The following is a 20,072-nucleotide window of genomic DNA, read 5'->3' on the forward strand; positions in this document are numbered from 1 at the left end:
GGCGGACCCATGGTACCCGGCGCGTGGCGTGACACCGAAACCCGTTGAACTGCTCTACGCGCCTGCTTGTTAGCGGGACAAGTCCGTCTTAAGATCGGATGGCGTTAAAGGGACCAGCCCGGCCTGCGGCGTGTCAATACGTGAACTAGGCGAACCCTAAATCCGTTTGTTCAGCACTTGGAGCTCCCATGCCACCACCCCGTGTAACAAAGGCGTTCGTCACAACCAAAGTCAGTGACTTCAAATTGAACCTCGACCGTGCGCGCGATCTTTACAAGAAGATCGTCCTACATGGCTACACAGGAGCATCTGCAGCGACTTCAGTCCGCCTTACCAACCCAGACACAAGAGACGCTGCGCAGTTCATCTTCTTTGAGGTTGCCGCCAAATTTGAAGAATTCGCAAAGACAATGTTCCAGGTTGAGGTTCGCTCTCGCTTGAAGATCACGGTCAAGCAAAGCCCTTTCGTCATGGGGGATCCGGATCAGGGCCTCAACAACAAGCTTGGCTGGGGCAGCCCCCAGAGGCTGAAGGAACGTGGTGACAATATTCTTGGGTCTTCGTCTTTTTTTGCGAACATCCACGCAACTTTAGGAGCATTGACGTACAACCACCTAGTTGCGGCGCATATGGTCAGAAATAGGATAGCCCATTCTGGCGGGCAGGCTCAGGCTAAGTTCGTAAAGCACCTTACCGCGGAGGGAATTCCAACTGCTCAACGGCAAGGCATGAGTGTGGGACGCTATATCCGAGATTACCCCACTGGCGTCAGCGCCACAAACAGATACTTCTTCGTCTATCTGCAAGCTTACGAAGATTTTGCGGACAAAGCGCTTGCCGCACTACCATAGCTATGAACCATACGCTCTTTTGAGAACTTCTGTCCGTACTGGGCACCTACTGGCCTCGCTCGTGCTGGGACCCGGCACGGTCCGCGAGGCGTTAAAGAACCAAGATATGTACCTATAGATTTGCGGGGTGATCGGTCTCAGTTGCATCCGGCGTTAGTGAGGTTGGTTGATCCAAGCATTGCGGCCGAGCGGCGCGGTAAGAGTGGCCAACAGGCTTAGACTCCGCAGATGGGCGACCAGGCGCGGCAGGAATTTCAAGCGCCCAGCACGCCTTTCGGTGACACTACGCAGTCAGTCCAACATCCTTTGACATTCTCCCACACGTTGCCTGAGCAACGGACCGTGGCACCCTTGGGGAAAATGGCACATGTCGCGAGCCCATCCTAGGATGGAATTTACGTCCGGAAGCGACTGCGTCTGCTCAAGCTAGGAAGGGTACCGCTCAGCGTGGATTGGCTTGCTTCGCCCGCTCGATCTGCGTAGCGCTGCCCTTTTCACACTGGGCCTTGAATACCGCATACGCTTGAGAGGATGCCTCGGAAGCACCCGGCGCGCTTGTCTGCCGAAAGACCGTATAGAGCCGCTCAAACGCTGCAATATCCGACTGCTCATCCCACTGCCAGACGAGACTTCGCGAGGCACTCCGCTTCATGACGCCAGCATAGATGTGATTATTTATTTCCTTGACGAAATTCAGCAGGTTGAAGGCCAATGCCTCCAGCTGCGAGGTACGGATCTTAATTTTGCGCTCGATCAACGTGCCATGGGTGGCAAAGCCAAGTTTAGCGGCGTTTTTTGAACCGAGTCGACCAAACCTGTGAACGATGCAATGCCGCAGTTGGCAGATCCGGTCGTACTCCTTGATCAATTCATGTATTGACCCCACCCCTACCCCGATCATCTTAACCAGCAGGTCTTTCACAGAGTCCAAGGTAATGAACGTCATGTCCTCCATCAACACCTCCGGCAGCAATCCAGGCGTGGCGTGACGAGCAGCGCCGAAGGTGATTTTGACGTCATGCATCGACTCAGCGGTGAACTCGTCGGCCCAGATCAGCTGCCGTGTCAGGCAGCGCAAATAGCTCTCCACCGCTGACATGTAACCCAGAAAAACCAGGTTGTTGAGTTGCAGCGTTACCTCATCCTCGCGCTCGGCCGGCGTCGCGGCAGCTGCGCCGGCTAGGGCGTGAGGATCTGCAATCGGCTCCGAGATTTGCTCCAGCTCCTCGGATGCCTCTATGGCGAACAGCGATTCCAGCGCGTCGTCCGAAGGCCCGCGTGGCACCGATCGCGGCGATGCGCCAGTAGCCGCGGGCGAATGCCGCGCAAGCACCACATTCAGCGCCTCGATGGTCGCCACGAACTGATCAATCGCCGAGCGTTCGTCGATTTCTAGCTCCGGGTCGATGGCGTCGGCACTGGAAAACGCTGCCATTGGCTGGGTCATGGTCGCTTGGAGGACCAGTTCTGTCCGCCGCGCATTGGAGGAGGTAGGATCGGGAGTACTCATGAGAAATACTCATCGACGTACTTCTGTGCCTTTTCGGCAATGGTGGCTGCCCGGCGCTGGCCAATCAATCCAAAGCTGCGCAGCTCGGTGGCCGGATCCTGAGCGGCGATGATGTCCCCAATTGTGGAAAATTGCTCACGCAAGGCCAGCTTCTGCCGCTGCGTGATCGGCAGCACATCAATGGACAACGCCATGCAGGCCTCATACGCTGACTGATTGATCAACTCGGCGCCACAGTGATGGCAGAACTTTTGAGTCTCTGATAACCGCGGTGTGGTACAGCGGCTGCAACGGGATAGATCCAAGTGCAGCTGCACATCCGGCAGCAGTTTCGAGAGGGAAAACCTCAACGGCTGTCGTTTGTTCTCACCCTTGAGGAAGGCTACCTGATCCTTTGCGGAAAAGCCGCTCGAATGCTGGAACGCGCGCCTATAGATCAAGGGAGCCAAGTGTGGAATGAAACGCAGATAGGTGCGTTCGTCGCCGTGCTTGACTGAGGTCATCGGATACAGGAAGCCAACCTCAACCAGAAAGCGAAGCATACGCGCCTCCAAAGTGTGGATGTCTTTGGCCGCGATACCAATGATTACTTGGCGCACATCCGCGCTTTTCCGGTTCGTGTCTGCTACCTGATCAGCCAGCGTGTTGAACAGGGTCGCGCCGGCCTGGATCACAGTCCCAAACTGCGGAACCTTTTGCGCCAACGATGCGTACTCAACCAACATGAGCTCAACCTGCTGCTCAATGACGGTGTTTACGCCTTGCTGCACGGTCCCCCAGGAGCCTTCGATGAACGTTCGCAAGAGCGACATCAGAACCCGCGGAACTCCGAATGCTGCGTACTTGAACAGGTCTACAACGCCATCCGGCAGGGCGGCCAACTGAACCGACCAAGCTTCAACCAGCCTACCCATTGTCTCGTCGTAAGCTGGGTCTTCGACACTTAGCCACGCATTGATTGGCTGCACATCATGACGAAGATGCAGGCGCGGACCGTACTGAGAGGTACCCGGATAGACCGACGCCTTGGGTGAGACGGTCTGGGACTTTAGATCCTGGAAGATGTTGAAGAATTCAACCAAATACTCAGGGGTCATCGATAGCGCGGCATCGTCCAGCAGCACAATCAGTCGAGCCCGCTGCGCGCGCACAAGCACTTGATCAAACCATTCATGCAAAGCACCGAGTGTAAGCCCGTCCGGCGGCGCGATGTCTTTGCCGCCTCTACTCTCGATCAGCGAAACGAAGTGTTCGGCCGCGTCACTGGCCAGACCGAAGCACGCAACAAAATCCAACTCGCTTTGTGCATCGGGCAGCTCGAGATCGTGCAGCAAAGCCCTGCCCGACAGCGCGATTTTTGCAATCACCCATGCTTGGAACACCATCGCTGCCGAGCGCGAGGTTTTCAGAAGCGGCTCCAAGCGAACGTAGCGGGAGAAGCTCGAGAAGATGGCAGCAGGTCTCGTCCGGTCGCGCACGCACTCCTGATACACAAAGCGCATCTGATGCGTTTTTCCGGTACCACGCGGCCCTACCAATAACTTGGCACCCTGCGATAAGAGCCGGCGACGGATGTCCGAATAGAAGGCGTTGTCGACTGTCTTGCTGACCAGCGATGCCTCATCCAGTTCATCGGCCCGCTCTATGAAGACTACACCCGCACCGGCAGCTGCAAACTTCACGATAAAAACTCCGCGATCGGGAACATCTGGAGATCTTCCTTTGTGATGTAGCGCGCACACGCACCCCGCGCCCGGGCCTCCAACCAGCGCTGGCCGCCGTCACTAGTGAGCGCAGCGAACACTTCAGCGGGGCTATACACCTGGGAGCGAATCGCAAAGACGCAATCGCTGATCGGGACATTGTCCCCGGTAAGCCTCGATATTTTGGAAAAGAAGCGTCGACCTACACGCGCTAACAGGATATCACCGCGCTTGGCACGCACTGCGCTTGTAAGGAGCGCGTTGCTGCGGCTCCTGCGCCAGTTCAGGGTGCTGGCTTGAAGATCGGTGGTGTGAAGCACATCAGCGCCTAGCGCCTGCGCGCGGCCTACTTCAACATTGCCGCGATAGACCTGGAGCAGGGGCGCCGCGGCATTCTTAGTTGTACCGATGTGTCGCGATTGGTAGTGAGAGTAGTCCATTCGCTGAGCAGCCTGATCGGCGGAGATGCTGACCGGCATGCGCTCGACGCCATCGGACTCAAATCGCTTCAGCAGAATCGGCCGCCGCGACCCGCCGCCCTTCTGCAGACACAGCAGGTAGGTTCGTACTTCAGTGTTGCTGAACGCACCAGCAGGTAGCTCCACGATCTGGTGAATCTCGTGTTGCGCCAGCAACGCCTCACGGATAGCTTGGCTACGGCTGCCGGCCACTAGCCCGGCAGGAACAATGACCCCCAGCTCGCCCCGTTCTCTTAGCATCCATAGGTTCTGAGCGATAAAGAAAGCGTCCGCGCCAAAGCTTGCCGCACCCGCCGTAGGCAGTCCGGCTCGGGCGAGGATGCGCTGATAGCGGCGTTCCCAGCGCGGAAGCGCAAACGGGGGATTGCATAGTGCTAGGTCCGCGCTTGCTTCACTAACCCCGATCCGCGCAGGAAGGTCATGGCGCAATGCATCGGCCACAAAATGGGATCGCTGGGATACGGGGGGAGCGGGCGCATTCCGCGGATCGATATCAACGGAGATAAAATGAGCGCTGGGCCAGCGCTGGTGCGCCGCAGCGATGAGCGCACCTTCCCCGGCCCCCAGCTCCAGAGCCGTTCCTATCTCATGCTGCCGCACTGACGCGACCAGCAGCCGGCACACCTCGGTCTTGGTGTAGTACTGGCCATGCAGCTTTCGACCACTGGACGGGGCTGAGACTTGGCGCATGAGGGACGCTTGGGTGATTTGAAGAGATGGTAACTGAACAGGGCCTCCGGTACACCCTCGGCCCAAGGGGCGAGAGCCCTCAACAATCAGTGCGGGCAGCGTCTAGCGCCGCCTCACCCTGCGACTACCCGCTGCGTGGGAGGGCATGTGGATGAGACAAGTGGCGCTACGGTCACCCTGGCCCAGTCACCTGACCTAGCGCCCCCGCCTGGCCCTAGACCTGCATGAGTGTCCAGGCCTAGCGGTCCGGCAGTCGACAGCAAAGGGGGCCATGGCAGAGTTACCTGCCGACTTCGTGCATGGGACATTTTCCCCATAGGATGCCCGACTCTCACACCGTGACATCCCCAGGGACCGTCGCCCATGCAGCACGTGCTTTACGGGCTGGAACTTGCCCAATGGAAACGAACGAGTCTGGTCGGCCACGGAAGATGCGGCGGCAGGCCGAATAGATGCAGCCACGTTTGAAGCCCTGCTGGACCCGGACGCTCGCCGGAATATGACGGTGATGCAATACCTGCAGGCATGCAAGCATGCTGGGCCAGGGCCCGTGCTGGGCTTCCTGACTCACCACATCAACTGGACCGACTCTTCACCAGGGTCTGCGCGGCTTGTTCCGTCGACACCGCTACCAGCAGGTGAGCCTGGTCGTTGGCTTCTCCCTGCACCACGGACTGCGTATGTCCAACCGACCTGCCTTCAACGGCGTTGCTCATTGGCACGCGGTCGACCCACCCCGGCTCGTTGTCCTTGGCCACCACTACTAGGATGGCCGCCATCTGCTCGCTTGCGGCCTCAACGCTGCGCCCAAGCTGGGTGTCCAATGCGTGCACATACACGAGGCACTTTCTAATAGAAGTCAGTTCGGCAACGCGAATACGAGATGTACGCGTCTCTCAACTCCTGTGCAGTCGGCTGCACTTCGATGCCTCTACGGAGCCCGGAACAGACGCGATACCACGCGTAGAATTCCTCCTCGGAAACAGCGAGTCCGGAGCTGGCTAGAATTCCCTCCAATGGCTCTGGAGCCGCGCGCCTGACCTGCTCCAGCGCAGCTACCGCCGCGTCTGCAGCAGTCGCCGCTGCCTCGTGCCCGCCATCCAGATTAGCAACGAACGCCGCTGCCCACACATGACTGCCAACCTGCGAAAGAAACGCTTCTCTCGCTCGGGAATCTAGGATATCCCGTTCCACGCTCATTGAATTCTCCGATGGCCGGTAGCCTCTACAAGGCACCTTCCAGTATTTCCAACCTTCGCCATACAACCAGGCATTCGAAAAACGACACAAAAGTCCTCACCTTGGGCAGACGCGACGGAACAGCCAACGCCAGAGGCGCACGGTTACAAGATACAAGGCCAACCACAGCCCGCACAGCACCCCGGCGACGACAGACTCCACAGCTCCTCCAAACAGTGCACATCGCGATACTTATCCACTATCACCGTTCTGGGCAAGCGCTTTCCTTGGAAAACTACAGATTCGACGTTTTCCCCACGGATATGAGACATTTCCCCCACGCTTTAGCGAGCGAAATCGGAGCGAGCTTCAGTGGAAAGAGATCTAGCGGGCGCTGCTTCCGATGCTATGAACTCGCCAAGCACGAGCAATTTCATAGCACTGATTAGATTGGATCTCGATTCGACACATTTGCTCCAGAGCCTGTCAGATCTCGCGCACCGCCCGACTACGCGGCTTGCAGCCGAACTTGCCTATCGGGAGTGCCCTCGGTTGGAACAGCTATCTGCTTCGGCGATGGTCCCCACGTGATGGATTTGCGCGGTCCACCGAAGGCAGTGGTGCGTCCAGCCTGGCTAGGTCCATTCGAACGTTGTTAGCATACGCGTTGTATTGCCAACGACGGAACTGATCGAGCAGCAGGGTATTGGTCTCTTCGAGGCGGCGCACTTGGGCTTCAAGTTCTGCTATCCGCCGCGTCGCAGCAGCCAGAGTGAAATCTCTTGGAAGCGCCTCCCTTGCATCCCGAAGATCCCTTTGACGATGCTGGAACCGCTCCTTGATTGTGGGATACAGGTACATGGTGTGCTTCGAAATCGATCCAACCCGGAGCACGGAAGCTACCCGCGCACAGAAGAGCGGCCAGGTCAGCTTTCCCTCCCAGCGATCCAGTTCACGCAGGATCTTTGGCAGAGCAGTCTTGGTGATTACGATTTTTGGCATTTTTCTAGGCCTCTAGTGGTGGCAATACCAATGCCGGAAACGGCCTCCACCGGTGGCCTCTCCATCAAATCAATATCCATCAGCGCTCTGCGAACCGGCGACGGATCGTGACCGTCAGGTATCCGAAGGATCGATCCCGTCGGGACATCAGCGTGCTCCAGAGCTATACGCATGGCCTGGACATGAGCAAGCTTCCACTTGTGGCTATCCACCCAGCGATCGGCACCGAAGTCACCCTCCTGGTGCGCGACCTGAGCACGCTCGAGCAGCATCTTCGTCTGCGCCTCCAGCAGTCGAATGCGTTCCAACTTCCCGTGGTCCCCCTTGATACAGACATGCTCCTTGCAGGTCATGCACTCCCGTTGTTTCTGGCAAGGTGCCATGGCGAAGTCATGAACACACATTCCGTAGAGAGTCGCCTTTGCAGTGCCTAACCGGTCAACCCCAAGCTGCCGATAGGTTACTGGCTCTCGCTGCCTGATCCGCTCTAGCATCGGCTTGTTCGGTACGGCCAGTAACTCTCTTGCACCCTGCAGGCGCTCCAGTGGCGTGCGGTGGTCGTAGTGCATGTTATCTGCGACCCTCGCGCGGCCCGCCCACTGGGCCAAGGTGTAGTCATCCATGCCCGCTCGCTCTGCCATTGTGCTGATCCAATGGCGTAGCTGATGGGTGGTCAGCTTGAGTGAATTGCCACCATCCCATTCTATCTCGCCACCATAGTCGGGACTACTCGAGGTCTGAATGCCGAGACGCCGATTCACTTCACCCGTAGTCGGGATTCGCCAAGAGAACTGTTTAGGAGAGAAGTCCTTATGGAACTCATTTACCCGATGAAGACATAGCGCGTCCCACGCCAGAACCGTTCGATCTACATCCACATACGGCCAGTAAGGCCCTCCGTATTCGCGTAACACATGGCCTGCAAGGTCTTTGTAGCTTGTCCTTCCCTGCTCAACGAGTACCTTGATCTTCTTGTCCAAGAAGACCTCATGCCAGAGTCGCTTGCCTGCTCGCGGCTTACCCAGGGGGTACCTGATGTCTATAGCGGCGCAGAACTGCTCTGGCGTCAGAGGCCTTTCATCGATGCCCTCCTGTGCTCGCAAGCACCCGGAATGGTGCATGAACTGCCCTGGGTGATCCAAGGCGAACTTGGCCGCAACTCGAGCTGGTTGGCCAACCTCTGTCAGTCGACGCACTGCTTCGTTGACAACCTCATGCATTGCGGGGATGACCCACTTCTTCATTGCCCCCCTCCCCTTCGCCGCTTGCCAGCGCAGGTACATCTGAGGCTGACCCGCGTCATCCGGCTCCCAGTGAATACAATCAACTGGAAGTCGGAGCACCTCCGAGATCCTGCTTGGTGTTGCCATTAGCAGGACGAGCACTGAGCTGAAGTAGCGGCTATCGGCGTTGTCAGCCTCCGCGAAATAGTCGGCCACTTTGAGCATGGCCCTGCTCGACGGGAGCTTTGACTCACGATACTGTTGCCCCGCCTCTCCGACGTCCTCGGTCAGAATCGCCGGCTTTCTGAATGGAGACTTCCAGGGCAGCACCAACGGAACGAGCGACTTTTCCCGAAGGAAGTCAAAGATTGCTTCAATCTGACGGCCCGCCGCGTATTGCACCTGTTTGGCGTTATAGAACTCCCTGCATTTGCTTGCGCAAACGTCCATAGCAGCGCCGGTCAGATCTCCAACATCCGATCGGCCGCTGGTGGCAAGTAATGCAGCCTCCACGCAACGTAGTCCTTGAAGCACGGTGCCCACGTACTTAACGGGCTTGTGGCTCCATCCATAGCGGACGTAGGCTTTAGCGAATTGTTTGAAGGGCTCGGTCATAGGTGTGAAGCGGCAGGAATCTGTGACCTCGGTCTTGGTTGAAAAGACAATGCCGCGTCGCCTTTGACCCCATTTATCGCCATCCCAAGCACCTTCATCTTCGAAAGCTGTCAGATCTTCTCTCGCCATACGAATGAACTCAGCGAGGTTCGCAGCAGCGCTCAGATTGGCGCGAGGCACAAAGTGCACGACGTTCCCCATGAATGGCTACTCCTGCGTCAGCACTGTTTGAGAACGCAGCCTTGCATCCCTGCAGAGCAAGACACAGTGTTCAACGGCCAAGATAAGCTGGTCGTTCGCGTTCACCACAACTTCGGCACACCCAGCAGATCGAGCGCGATCTTTCTCAGCGTAAAGATCCACCAGGACCTCCTCATGAGGACCTTCAAGCCAAGGTTGAAAGTGGCTACACGTGTAACAAGCGCGGTAGCCACTTGCGCAGAAGCCATAGCTACCGCAGGTGCCAACCGCATTCTGGCGGTCATTCGGCACCCGACTCCTGGGATCGTCCCCCCGGATCGCGTTCCTCTCAGTGGTGACCAGCGTACCAAGGCAGGCCTGGGCGAACGGCGCTAGCTGAGCCCCAACAAGTTCGTTGATTACTACTGCTTCCTGCGCTGTGTTCTGGGTGTAGATCCCTACATTCTGGACGTCCGAATGATCGAGAAGCTCTGCGATCACGAAAGCACCGAATCCGTCTCGACGGAGCTTTGTTCCTCGCGTATGCCGGAAGCGATTTGCGGATAGACGGATGAACTCACCGGTCCGTTCCGAGCGAGCTGTCGACGCCCTCGCGCAACGCTGCAGGGCCGATGAAAGGGAGGACGTCGTGGCGTGTAGCTGATCCGGCGCGTTTCCCATCAGAAGCCGCTCAAGCTCGCGAACACTGGTCACCTTGGCCAAACGCTCCTGATTGGCAAAGATCGGGATTTCGCCCGCTAATTCTGGATGTATCGCCTGCCCAACCGCCTTGCCGGCCAAACCAAGGGAGCGACGATGGCTCTGCTGAAGTACCAGGTAGAGATCTTCGATGATGGCAAGGGTGCGAAACTCGCCCCGAAATCGGAGTCCGCGTTGCTTAGCGCGAGGAACTCGAAGGCTGAAGCTCTCAGTACCGTTGCTTTCGTCACGGATCAGGTCGCGTCCTCGAAGTGCAGCAAGCTGCACCGGCCTGCGCGCCGTCATTACCAGCGCCAGCAAGTATGCATAGTCGTCTAGAGAGATGCTCCTACGCGCAACTGCCAGATTTGCCCAGTCGAAAAGAGCTGCCATCTCCAGGTCAGTGTAAGGCCCACTATCGGGGCAACCGCTGGCGACCCCAGCCCCCTTTTCATTTCCTTGAATTCGCCAACCCTGCAAGAGGTCGACAACGTCCTTGGAGATGCCGCCAAAGCCATAGTCGTACCATGCCAGCAAGAAACCCTTCAATCCTCCCAGCTGCCATTCTTCGTGCGCGCCCAGGATGGCGCGCCAGTTCATGAGGTCAGCCACCGAAACCTGCAACGCGCCGGTGTCCCGAAGGTATCGCTTGAATCGCGTGGCCATGTTCTCGCAGTGCCTTGCTGACGCCTCTTCGGCATAGCGCATCAGCGCAGCTCGAAAGCCAGCCTCAACAGCTGGCATTATCGTTGCCGGAAGAACTAGTGACAGCTGCACATCCTTGTTCAAACGCCAGTGGCTGTGCGAAGGATTGAAGGAGTACCCATCTTTAGATACCGCTTCGAGAACGGCCCGTCCGTTATTTCCGAGAGACCTAGACTCAACTGGTTTCATCGCCGTCCTCGCTGGTCGCCGCCTTGCGTATGATCTCGTATTGCAGATTTCGAGCCGCCTTGTGGCTTGCTTCGCGAACATGACGGCGGTTGTACGCCGCACCGGAGGCTCTATGGCGATGCCCGTTTAGGAACGCTCTTACATCCAACTCTCGATGCTCACTGATCGGCACGGCACCTTCACTTGCGGCACCCGATCGAACCTTTGCATTGTGCTCGTCGATACTTCCGGACAGCTCATAATTGAAATGGTGGCGGAATGCATGGGGATGTATCCCTTCGAAGTCCGCGTCCACTGCACGCATTTGACCGAAAATCTGGCTATTTAGGGCAGAGATGGAGAGAGGCTGACCCCAAGTACTTCCCTTCCGGTGCGAGATTAGAAGATATGGGTGCCGCCTTGAAGGAGTGATGGGCGCACGTACCTGCAGCATGTATCGGCCGAGCTGCTCGGCGAGCTCATCCGGCAGCGGAAGTGGCCGTTCCTTGCTCTTGGCGACGGGCTGATGACGTCGAGTATCATGCTTGTCATCTTGATTGCGCCTGATCCAAACAAGAGGCTCGTGTCCCAGGTCAATTTGGTCGAGACGAAGGCTTAACAGCTCTCCGCGCCGCATACCGGTATGCCTCAGTAGGCCGAAGATGATTGCATTGCGCAACCTGATTTCTGGATGCTTGAACGGATTTCTTGGATCATGCTCAGACCCCACTGCCATAAACCGATTCACGAGATCGGTAGGTGGCGAGCGACGTTCTGGCTCTTCCTCACGATGCTTTGCCAGACCACGCGGCCCGTGCATTCGCATGGCGGAAGCCATCCTCGCAATTTCTTGCGCTATCTGGGGGGAGGCCTTGGGCTGGGTAACGATGCTGGCCGTGAATTCCAGATAGTCGGCAAACGTGGTTAGACGATTGAAATGCTGTTGCGGTCCAATTGCGGGTCGCGCTTGGCTCGAAGCAAGCCTTGCCTCCAAAAATTCCAAGACTCGACCGCTTGGCCTTTCCATGCCCGCTTCATCGAGCTTCCAGTTCCGCATATCAAGCTTGGCGAAATCCCGTAGCGAAACCACATCCGCGATGGTCAGAAAGAGCCCGTCCCGGAACTCCGAAACCAGATCCCGACGACTCGTGGCCTCCCAACGCAGCAACACCATGAGATCGGCAAGCTTGTTGCGAATGGTGTTCACAGCGACCCCGGCATTTCGTAGCTGCGAGGTCGCGAACAGTGTGGGATAGAACAGCGGCAGCCCCAGCTCGTCTTGGAGCATGGGAACTCGCTCACCGCTTTGCATTACATGGACCGACAGCTTGGGCATAACCCCTTGCTCGCCTGATTTCACGTATGCATGACTATACCCGGTTTTCTTACCGGGTCGAGGAGGTAAAAAAAAAGGAGGAGCCCCCTAAAAAGGGCTCCTCCTCGGTTTATATCTACTCTTTCGACAAAGTGTGGTCTAGAACGGAATATCGTCGTCAGCGAAGTCGTCCATCGGCGGCGCCTGCTGCGGCTGCGGGCGCTGGTTGCCGCCCTGGTTGCCGTAACCCCCGCCCTGGTTGCCGCCCTGGTTGCCATAGCCACCGCCCTGGCCGCCACGCTGGCCACCGCCGCCACCGCCATACTCCTGGCGCGGCGCCTGCTGGCGCTGCGGACGATCGCCGCCGTAGTTGCCACCACCACCGCCACCGCCTTCACCGCGACCGCCCAGCATCTGCATTTCATCGGCGATGATGTCGGTGGAGTACTTCTCCACGCCGTCCTGGCCGGTGTACTTGTCGTAGCGCAGGCTGCCTTCGACGTAGACCGAGCTGCCCTTGCGCAGGTACTCGCCGGCGATCTCGCCGAGCTTGCCGAAGAACACCACGCGGTGCCATTCGGTGCGCTCCTGCTGGTTGCCATCCTTGTCCTTGCGGACGCTGGTGGTGGCCAGGCTGATGCGGGTGATCGCCATGCCGCCCTGGGTGTACTTCACGTCCGGGTCGTTGCCGAGATTGCCGACCAGGATGACTTTGTTGATGCCGCGCGCCATAGGTACCTTCGTCCGTTGTCCAGGGGCAGACCGCCAGTGATAGCACAGCCCCGGGCGGGGTGCAGTACGCTGAGCCGCCCCTGGTGAAATTTGGGGGAATGCGAGAACGACGCATCTTACCATTGCCGCCGCCTTCCGCCCGGTCAGGAGACCCCGACCGCACCGAAGGATCAGGCTGATTTCCTTGTCCGGCAATAACTTACCTGCGCCCAGGCCGACGCCCGGAGGGGCATTCGCGTCTGCGCATGGCATCATGCCCGGGCACCTCCCACATGCCCGCTCCGCCCACACATGACGATCAAAGGCAAAGCCACCTCCCTGGACATCGCCCACCTGGCCGGGGTCTCCCAGCCGACCGTGTCGCGGGCCCTGCGTGGCAGCCCGATGGTCAACGCCGAGACCCGTGAGCGCATCCTGCGCATTGCCCGCGAGCTGAACTACAAGGTCGACAAGAATGCCTCCAGCCTGCGCCTGCGCAATGCCGGCACGCTGGCCCTGCTGTTCTTCGAGGACCCGACCAACGACGACTCGCTGATCAACCCGTTCTTCCATTCGATGCTGGGCTCGATCACCCGCGCCTGCGCCCTGCACGGGCAGGACCTGCTGGTCTCGTTCCAGCAGCTGTCCACCGACTGGCAGGCCGATTACGAGGACAGCAACAAGGCCGACGGCATCATCCTGCTCGGCTACGGCGACTATCACGAATCGCGCGACCGCCTGCAGCGGCTGGTCGAACAGGGCACGCACTTCGTGCGCTGGGGCGCCGCCCTGCCCGGCCAGCCCGGTGTCTCGATCGGCAGCGACAACTTCCAGGGCGGGCATGACATCACCACCCACCTGCTGCAGCAGGGCTGCCGCCGCATCGCCTTCCTCGGCCATGCCTCCAGCCACTACCCCGAATTCCAGGAGCGCTACCGCGGCCACGTCGCGGCCCTGCAGGACCACGGCCTGGCCGCCGAACCGGCGCTGCAGCACGATGCGATCACCACTGAAGCCTCCGGCCAGGAAGCCTGCCAGGCCCTGTTGGCGCGCAGCGAGCCGATCGATGCGATCTGCGCGGCCAGCGACCTGATCGCCATCGGTGCGATGCGCGCCCTGCGCGAGGCCGGGCTGCGGGTGCCGCAGGACGTGGCGGTGACCGGCTTCGACGACATCCCGCTGGCCGCTTCGGTATCCCCCGCGCTGACCACGGTGCAGCAGGACACCAAGCAGGCCGGCCAGCTGCTGGTGGAACGCCTGCTGGCGCTGATCGGCCGGCAGCCGGTGGACAGCCAGAGCATCCCGGTGAAGCTGGTGGTGCGCGAATCATCCCTGCGCGGGTAAGGCGCCGCTGGGCCGGCGCGCTGGCCAACGCACGACGGCGGGATTCTCCCCCCATGACCAACGGCGGATGCGCACGGACGCCGATGCGCGGATAACGCGCAGACATCGCCCAGGGAAAGGTGTACGTCGCATGCTGAAGATCGATTCGCTGTCCAAGACGTACGCCAACGGCGTGCATGCCCTCAACAACGTCACCCTGGACATCCCGCGCGGCATGTTCGGCCTGCTCGGCCCGAACGGCGCCGGCAAGTCCTCGCTGATGCGCACGCTGTCGACCCTGCAGGAGGCCGACAGCGGCACGGCGACGCTCAGCATTCCGGGTGAGGCGTCGATCGACGTGCTGCGCGACAAGGACGCCGTGCGCCGTCGGCTGGGCTATCTGCCGCAGGATTTTGGCGTGTACCCGAAAGTCAGCGCGCTGGACCTGCTGGAGCATTTCGCAGTGCTCAAGGGCCTGACCCAACGCGCGCAGCGCCGCGAGGTGGTCGATGGGCTGCTGCAGCAGGTGAACCTGTGGGATGCCCGCAAGCGCAAGCTGGGCACCTACTCCGGCGGCATGCGCCAGCGCTTCGGCATTGCCCAGGCGCTGCTGGGCGACCCGCGGCTGGTGATCGTCGACGAGCCCACCGCCGGCCTCGACCCGGAGGAACGCAACCGCTTCCTCAACCTGCTGGCGGCGATCGGCGAGAACGTGGCGGTGATCCTGTCCACCCACATCGTCGAGGACGTGACCGACCTGTGCCCGACGATGGCGATCATGAACAAGGGCCAGGTGCTGCTGACCGGCCGCCCCAGCGAAGCGATCAACGCCCTGCAGCACCAGGTCTGGCGCAAGCAGGTCGATCCTTCGGAGCTGGCCGACCATGAAGCGCGCTACGTGGTGCTGTCGACCCGTCTGGTCGGTGGCCGCCCGGTGATCCATGTGCACAGCGCCAACGACCCCGGCGACGGCTTTGCGGCCGTGGCTCCCGACCTCGAAGACGTGTACTTCCAGCGCCTGCGCCTGCAGGCCCGTGCTCGCGCGGCAGCCTGAGCGGAGCACGCCATGATCCTCGATTTCTTCCGTTTCGAGCTGCGCGAGCAGCTGCGTTCCCCGCTGCTGTGGCTGCTGGCCGGGCTGTTCGCCCTGCTCGCCTTCGCCGCTGCGTCCAGCGACGCCGTACAGATCGGTGGTGGCAGCGGCAACGTGCACAGCAACGCGCCCACCGTGATCGCGCAGATGCTGGGCATCTTCACCCTGCTCGGCATGCTGGTCACCGCCCTGTTCGTCAGCAATGCGCTGCTGCGTGACTTCGAACTGGGCACCGCCGAGCTGATCTTCGCCAGCCCGGTGCAACGCCGCGATTACCTGGCCGGCCGCATCGCCGCCGCCCTGGCTACCGGCCTGCTGTTCTACCTGCTGGTCGCTTTCGGGCTCTGGCTGGCACCGTTCATGCCCTGGGTGGACGCCGAGCGCATGGGGCCGATCAGCTGGCAGGGCTATGCCTGGAGTTTTGCGGTCATCGTCATTCCCAACCTGTTGTTCACCACCGCGCTGCTGTCATTGCTGGCAGCGGTCACGCGTTCAATCCTGTGGGTCTACATCGGGCTGGTGGCCTACCTGGTCCTGTTCGGCGCCAGCGCGGCGGTGCTGCGCGACATCGACAACACCTGGCTGGCGGTGCTCAGCGAGCCTTTGGGCATGCGCGCCCTGTCACGCACCATCCGCTACTGGTCCACCGCCGAGCACAACAGCGGCGTTCCCGGCCTGGCGGGCTACCTGCTGGCCAACCGTGCCCTGTGGCTGGGTGTGACGGCGCTGCTGTTCGCCGCCACGTTCGCCCTGTTCCGCACCGAGCGCAGCGGCAGCGGCCGTCGTCGCTGGGGCCGCCGGCAGGCGCAGCCGGTTGCCGACGCCGCCGCCCTCCGGCCCAACCGCAACCCGTTGCCGCGCGTGGTACCGGCATTCAGCGCGACCACCGCGTGGCAACAGTTCCTGCGCCAGGTGCGCTTCGACACGCGCGGCGTCCTGCGCAGCGTGCCGTTCATCGTGCTGCTGGTGCTGGGCCTGGCCAATTTCCTGCCCAACGCGCTGTTCCGGCAGACCCTGTACGGCACCTCGATCTGGCCGGTCACCTCGCAGATGATCATGGGCCTGCAGGGGGCCTTCAGCTGGCTGCTGGTGATCATCGTGCTGTTCTTCGCCGGTGAGCTGGTGTGGAAGGAACGCAGCGCGCGCATCAACGAAGTGACCGATGCCATGCCGGTGCCGAACTGGGTACCGCTGCTGGCCAAGTTCACCGCACTGCTGGCAGTGATCATCTGCTTCCAGGCCGCCGGTGCACTGGCGGCGATGGGCGTGCAGCTGGTCAAGGGCTACACCCACCTGGAGCCGCTGCTGTACCTGCGCAGCCTGGCGCTGGATTCGGTGATCTACATCCTGATGGGGGGCCTGGCAATGGTGCTGCAGGTGCTCACCAACAACAAGTTCGTCGGTTACGCGCTGCTGATCGTGGTGATGATCGGCCAGGGCGTGCTCGGCATGCTGGACTACACGCAGAACCTGTACACCTTCGGTGGCTGGCCCAACGCTCCCTATTCGGACATGAACGGCTACGGCCACTTCCTGCCGGGGCAGCTGGCATTCCAGGGCTACTGGGCGCTGTTCCTGCTGACCCTGATGTGCCTGGCATCGGCGCTCTGGGTGCGCGGTGTCAGCCAGGGCCTGCGCCAGCGCCTGGCCCTGGCCGGCCGCCGCCTGCGCGGCCCGACCGGCGTCTTCGCCGGACTTGCGGCATTGGCCTTCGCCGGCGTGGGCAGCTGGCTGTACTGGAGCACCAATATCCGCAACGAGTTCATCTCGCCCGACCAGCAGCTGGACCTGCAGGCCCGCTACGAGCGCGAGCTGTCGAAGTACCGCACCCAGCCGCAGCCGCGCATCGTGGCGGTGGACAACCGCGTGGACCTGTTCCCGGAATCGCAGTCGATGGTGATCGATGCGAACTGGACGGTGCGCAATACCCATGCCTCGCCGATCCAGGACGTGCATGTCTCGATGGGCGATGACAAGCAGCTGGTCGACGTCGACCTGGGTGGGCAGACGCTGTCGTTGCACGATGCCGATCTCGGCTACCGCATCTACCGCCTGCAGAAGCCGCTGCAGCCGGGCGAAACCCGCAGCGTGCATTTCCGGGTGGTGCAGAAACCCAACGGCATCACCGCCGGGCTGGCGCCGAGCAACATCGTGGACAACGGCACCTTCTTCAACAGCCGCGTGCTGCCCTCGTTCGGCTACAACGAGGGCGCCGAGATCAGCGACCGCAACGAGCGGCGCAAGCGCGGCCTGGGTGAGCCGCGGCGCATGCCCAGGCTGGAGGACGAAGCGGCGCGCGCCAACACGTACATTGCCAACGATGCCGACTGGCTCGACTTCCGCACCACGGTCTGCACCGCACCAGACCAGGTGGCGCTGGCCCCGGGCTACCTGCAGCGCGAGACCACGGTCAACGGCCGGCGCTGCTTCAGCTACGCCATGGACCGGCCGATGCTGAACTTCTATGCCTATCTATCGGCACGCTGGGAGGTGCGCAAGGCGAAGTACAAGGACATCCCGATCGAGGTCTACTTCGATCCGGCGCACGGCTACAACGTGGACCGGATGATCGAGGCGGTGCAGAAGTCGCTGGCCTATTACGAGGCGAACTTCACCCCGTACCAGCACCGCCAGGTACGCATCATCGAGTTCCCGGGCTATGCCCGCTTCGCGCAGTCCTTCGCCAACACCATCCCCTATTCCGAGGCCATCGGTTTCATCGCCGACCTGCGCGACCCGGACAAGGTGGACTACGTGTTCTACGTGACCGCGCACGAGATCGCGCACCAGTGGTGGGCGCACCAGGTGATCGGCGCCAACGTGCAGGGCGCGACCGTGCTGTCCGAATCGCTGTCGCAGTACTCGGCCTTGATGGTGATGGAGCAGGAATACGGCCGCCAGCACATGCGCCAGTTCCTCAAGCGCGAACTGGACGGCTACCTGTCCGGCCGCGGTGGCGAAGCCATCGAGGAACAGCCGCTGGAACGCGTGGAAAACCAGCAGTACATCCACTACCAGAAGGGTTCGCTGGTGTTCTACCGCCTGCGCGAGGAAATCGGCGAGCAGGCGCTGAACCGTGCGTTGAAGCGCTTCCTGCAGGACAAGGGCTACCAGCAGCCGCCGTACACCACCTCACGCGAGCTGCTGGGCTACATCCGCGCCGAGACCCCGGCCGACCGCCAGCAGCTGGTCACCGACCTGTTCGAGAAGATCAGCTTCTACGACAACCGGGTGATGGCCGCCAGCGCCCGCAAACGTGCTGACGGCCGCTACGACGTGACCCTGGACCTGCATGCCGCCAAGCAGTACGCCGATGGCAAGGGCAGGGAGAGCGACGCGAAGATGGATGACTGGGTCGAGATCGGCGTGTTCGCCACCGGCCCGTCGGGCAAGGAACGCGACCAGAAGGTGCTGTACCTGCAGCGCCACCACATCACCAGCGCCGCGCCGAAGATCACGGTGACGGTGGATGAAAAGCCGGACGAAGCAGGCTTCGATCCCTACAACAAGCTGATCGACCGGGTGAGCGATGACAACCGGCGCAAAGTGACGATGTGAAGCAACGGGGCGCCGGCCGATGTGCCGGTGCTCCGCGCGACGCGTGCGGGCTTGGCTTGGCCTTGCTGTAGTGCCGAGCCATGCCCCGCACACCGTCCACGACAACCGCGAAGGTTCAGCGCACCGGGGCCTTCGGCCCCAGCAACGCCAGCAGCACGAAGACCACGATCGAGGCGACGGTGCCAAGCACCGCCGGCAACCCGAATGCCCACGCCGGACGGCCCTGCTGGCGCGCCCACTGGCCCAGATGCCAGGCCGCCCCCAGGTTGATCAGCCAGGCAATGGCGAACACCGGCCACAGCACCATGCCCACCGCACGCAGAACAGGCATGAACACCAGTGCGGCGACGATGGCCGCGAACAGGAAGACCAGTGCGGAGCGGGAATGGCGTGATCGTGCCGGTGCGTCGGCGGGTGATTCGCTGAATTCCATGGAGAGTGCCTCGATCCCGATGTAGTCCAAAGGGGATCACGTACGGTGCCCGAAGGGAAGCTCTCTGTAGTATCGAGCCGTGCTCGACTGATCCGGCATTGCGCGAACGGCAGCCGAGCATGGGCTTGGCTCTACATGACAATCAACCCTGGGCGAAGTCCTTCAGGATCTCGCCGACGCCGCTGGGCGAGATCTCGAAGCCCAGCGAAGTGCCCGGGTTGATCACCACGCCGTAGCCACCCGGCACGCGGCGCAGCACGTCCAGCATCCGCCAGCGGATCTGGTGTTCGGCCTGCTGGCTGTAGATGCCCACCCGCGACGGATCGGTGAACACGGCCACGTGCAGGGTGCCCTGCTTGTCGAACAGCAGCGGGTCGAAGCCGCTGCCATCGGGGGTCACCAGGCTGCCGGTCAGCAGTACCACCTCGGAGGCGACGAAGGCCTCCATGAAGGCGCGGATCGGCACCGACCCGTCCATCGCCGCCTTCAGCAGGGTTTCGATCGGGGTCTGCGGGGCGAGGTCGGTCATGGCGATACGGCGGGGCGTGAGGGGGGGCCTATTGTGCCGGATATGGTCACCCCGGTAGTGCCGGCCGCTGGCCGGCACCTGAAGGTGCCATGGATTCATGGGTTGC

Annotated in this window: 14 protein-coding genes; 4 read left to right on the plus strand and 10 right to left on the minus strand. The window is 61.1% G+C overall.

Features of this window, described 5'->3' with window-relative positions; all coding sequences use genetic code 11:
- Positions 1-188: 188 nt before the first annotated feature.
- Complete coding sequence (locus E5790_RS04310; protein ID WP_136191693.1) at positions 189-851, plus strand: hypothetical protein; 663 nt, start codon at positions 189-191, stop codon at positions 849-851.
- A 442-nt stretch (positions 852-1,293) separates the two neighbouring features.
- On the opposite strand, the gene E5790_RS04315 is transcribed toward E5790_RS04310, so the two are convergent.
- The 8 genes from E5790_RS04315 to E5790_RS04355 form a co-directional block, all read right to left on the minus strand.
- Complete coding sequence (locus E5790_RS04315) at positions 1,294-2,361, minus strand: hypothetical protein (RefSeq protein WP_136191694.1); 1,068 nt, start codon at positions 2,359-2,361, stop codon at positions 1,294-1,296.
- The gene (locus tag E5790_RS04320) at positions 2,358-4,043 is read right to left on the minus strand and encodes a zinc ribbon domain-containing protein (protein ID WP_136191695.1); all 1,686 of its coding nucleotides are present in this window, start codon (positions 4,041-4,043) and stop codon (positions 2,358-2,360) included. Before E5790_RS04320 ends, E5790_RS04315 begins: the two co-directional genes overlap by 4 nt.
- A complete protein-coding gene (locus E5790_RS04325; protein WP_136191696.1) occupies positions 4,040-5,233 on the minus strand; it encodes an N-6 DNA methylase in 1,194 nt (397 codons plus the stop codon). Before E5790_RS04325 ends, E5790_RS04320 begins: the two co-directional genes overlap by 4 nt.
- Before the next feature lie 575 nt (positions 5,234-5,808).
- Entirely contained in the window at positions 5,809-6,072 is a 264-nt protein-coding gene (locus tag E5790_RS04330) for an XVIPCD domain-containing protein (protein ID WP_136191697.1), read from the minus strand.
- Between the two features lie 1,326 nt (positions 6,073-7,398).
- On the minus strand, positions 7,399-9,453 hold the full coding sequence (locus E5790_RS04340) for a hypothetical protein (protein WP_210730434.1): 2,055 nt from the start codon (positions 9,451-9,453) through the stop codon (positions 7,399-7,401).
- 6 nt (positions 9,454-9,459) lie between these two features.
- On the minus strand, positions 9,460-11,025 hold the full coding sequence (locus E5790_RS04345) for a site-specific integrase (RefSeq protein WP_136191699.1): 1,566 nt from the start codon (positions 11,023-11,025) through the stop codon (positions 9,460-9,462).
- Complete coding sequence (locus tag E5790_RS04350) at positions 11,012-12,340, minus strand: site-specific integrase (RefSeq protein WP_136191700.1); 1,329 nt, start codon at positions 12,338-12,340, stop codon at positions 11,012-11,014. The genes E5790_RS04345 and E5790_RS04350 overlap by 14 nt, the downstream gene beginning before the upstream one ends.
- Positions 12,341-12,478: 138 nt before the next feature.
- Positions 12,479-13,051 (minus strand): single-stranded DNA-binding protein, encoded by a 573-nt coding sequence (locus tag E5790_RS04355; protein WP_043034165.1) that lies wholly within the window; start codon positions 13,049-13,051, stop codon positions 12,479-12,481.
- Positions 13,052-13,342: 291 nt separating this feature from the next.
- On the opposite strand from E5790_RS04355, the gene E5790_RS04360 reads away from it, so the two are divergent.
- The 3 genes from E5790_RS04360 (at position 13,343) to E5790_RS04370 (ending at position 19,004) form a co-directional block, all read left to right on the plus strand.
- Positions 13,343-14,374 (plus strand): LacI family DNA-binding transcriptional regulator, encoded by a 1,032-nt coding sequence (locus tag E5790_RS04360; protein ID WP_136191701.1) that lies wholly within the window; start codon positions 13,343-13,345, stop codon positions 14,372-14,374.
- A gap of 130 nt (positions 14,375-14,504) precedes the next feature.
- Entirely contained in the window at positions 14,505-15,407 is a 903-nt protein-coding gene (locus tag E5790_RS04365; RefSeq protein ID WP_111205834.1) for an ABC transporter ATP-binding protein, read from the plus strand.
- A gap of 12 nt (positions 15,408-15,419) precedes the next feature.
- Positions 15,420-19,004, plus strand: a complete 3,585-nt coding sequence (locus tag E5790_RS04370) for a M1 family aminopeptidase (RefSeq protein ID WP_111205833.1) — start codon at positions 15,420-15,422, stop codon at positions 19,002-19,004.
- 115 nt (positions 19,005-19,119) lie between these two features.
- Here the strand turns inward: E5790_RS04370 and E5790_RS04375 are convergent, their stop codons facing one another.
- Entirely contained in the window at positions 19,120-19,437 is a 318-nt protein-coding gene (locus E5790_RS04375) for a hypothetical protein (RefSeq protein WP_111205859.1), read from the minus strand.
- A gap of 142 nt (positions 19,438-19,579) precedes the next feature.
- Positions 19,580-19,966 (minus strand): SseB family protein, encoded by a 387-nt coding sequence (locus tag E5790_RS04380; RefSeq protein WP_032960680.1) that lies wholly within the window; start codon positions 19,964-19,966, stop codon positions 19,580-19,582.
- Between the last annotated feature and the right edge of the window lie 106 nt (positions 19,967-20,072).

The organism is Stenotrophomonas sp. PAMC25021 (assembly GCF_004795795.1).
Classification (GTDB): Bacteria; Pseudomonadota; Gammaproteobacteria; order Xanthomonadales; family Xanthomonadaceae; genus Stenotrophomonas; species Stenotrophomonas muris.